At 68.9% G+C, this 1,011-nt stretch carries 2 protein-coding genes and 1 pseudogene; all 3 read right to left on the reverse strand.

All coding sequences use genetic code 11. From position 1 onward, the window contains the following. Nucleotides 1-371: pseudogene (locus B2Y21_RS02020) on the reverse strand (hypothetical protein); the annotation flags it as partial. A 70-nt stretch (nucleotides 372-441) separates the two neighbouring features. Continuing rightward, nucleotides 442-756, reverse strand: coding sequence for a hypothetical protein (locus tag B2Y21_RS02025; RefSeq protein WP_292056477.1), 315 nt, complete (start codon nucleotides 754-756; stop codon nucleotides 442-444). A 101-nt stretch (nucleotides 757-857) separates the two neighbouring features. Further along, nucleotides 858-1,011: DUF2312 domain-containing protein (locus tag B2Y21_RS02030; protein WP_292056479.1), on the reverse strand; the 154-nt coding region annotated here is incomplete at its 5' end.

Genomic DNA, 1,011 nt, shown 5'->3' on the forward strand with positions numbered 1-1,011 from the left:
TTCGACGGCTTGAAGGCGACCTTCAGCGTCTGGCCCGACGCCACGGGCACGGCGTACACCGGCGCCGCATAGCCCTTCACCGCCCCCTCCTTCGTCACCGAGCCGACCCGCTCGAACGTCAGCACCTCCAGCGTCGAGCCTTCCTCGCGGACGAAGGCGCGCGCCGCCGCTTCATCAACGGCGGGCAGCGTCCGAGCGGCGTCCGGCGCCGGGCTGACCGCCTGGGGCGCCGCCGCAGGGCCGCCGCTGAGATCCGGCGTCGCTTCCGAAGCCGCCTCGGGCGCCGCGCCCGGACGATCCCCGCACGCGGCCAGCGCCAGGCTCAAGCTCAGAAGGCCGCCGGTCAGGGCGGCAGGGACGAAGCGTTTCATCAGTCTTCCCTCTCAAGGGGTTTGAAAATCCGCAGGCGCAACGCACGGCCAAGCTTGGCGGTTGCAGGCCTCATTCGCCCTCATCGGGCGCGGGCGCGGCCTCTCCGCGACGCCGGCCGAATCGACGCGACTCGCCCTTGGCCTTGGCCGTGATCTCTTTCAGCTTGCGGCCCTGCATGGCCGACAGGGCCTGACCCGGCGCGCCCTTTTCCGGATCAGCGAAGGCGCGGCCATGGGTCTGGATTCGCTCGCCCACCGAATCGAGGAACTCGCCCTCCCATTCGGACAGGGAAACGCCCGCCTTCTCTGCCGAGCGGCGGGCGCGTTTCAGGGCGTTGAGCGCGGATCGTTTCGCCGCCTCCTTCTGCTGCTCCCAGGGGCTCAGAGAAGGTTTGGTTTTAAGGGCGCCGCCGCCCTTCAGGCTGCTGGAGCGTGAAGGGCCGTCGCCGGAGGGCTTGAAGGGCGTGCGCTTCAGGCCCGCCTCCCTCAGATCTCGCCGAGAGCCGAGAGGTAGAGGTCCAGAATCGCTTCTTCTTCCTGACGCTTGGCCTTGTCCTGCTTGCGCAGGCGCAGAACCTTGCGCAGCACCTTGACGTCATAGCCTTCGCCCTTGGCCTCGGCGAAGACCTCCTTCATGTCG

This window comes from Brevundimonas sp. UBA5936 (assembly GCA_002430835.1).
In the GTDB taxonomy this organism is placed as follows: domain Bacteria; phylum Pseudomonadota; class Alphaproteobacteria; order Caulobacterales; family Caulobacteraceae; genus Brevundimonas.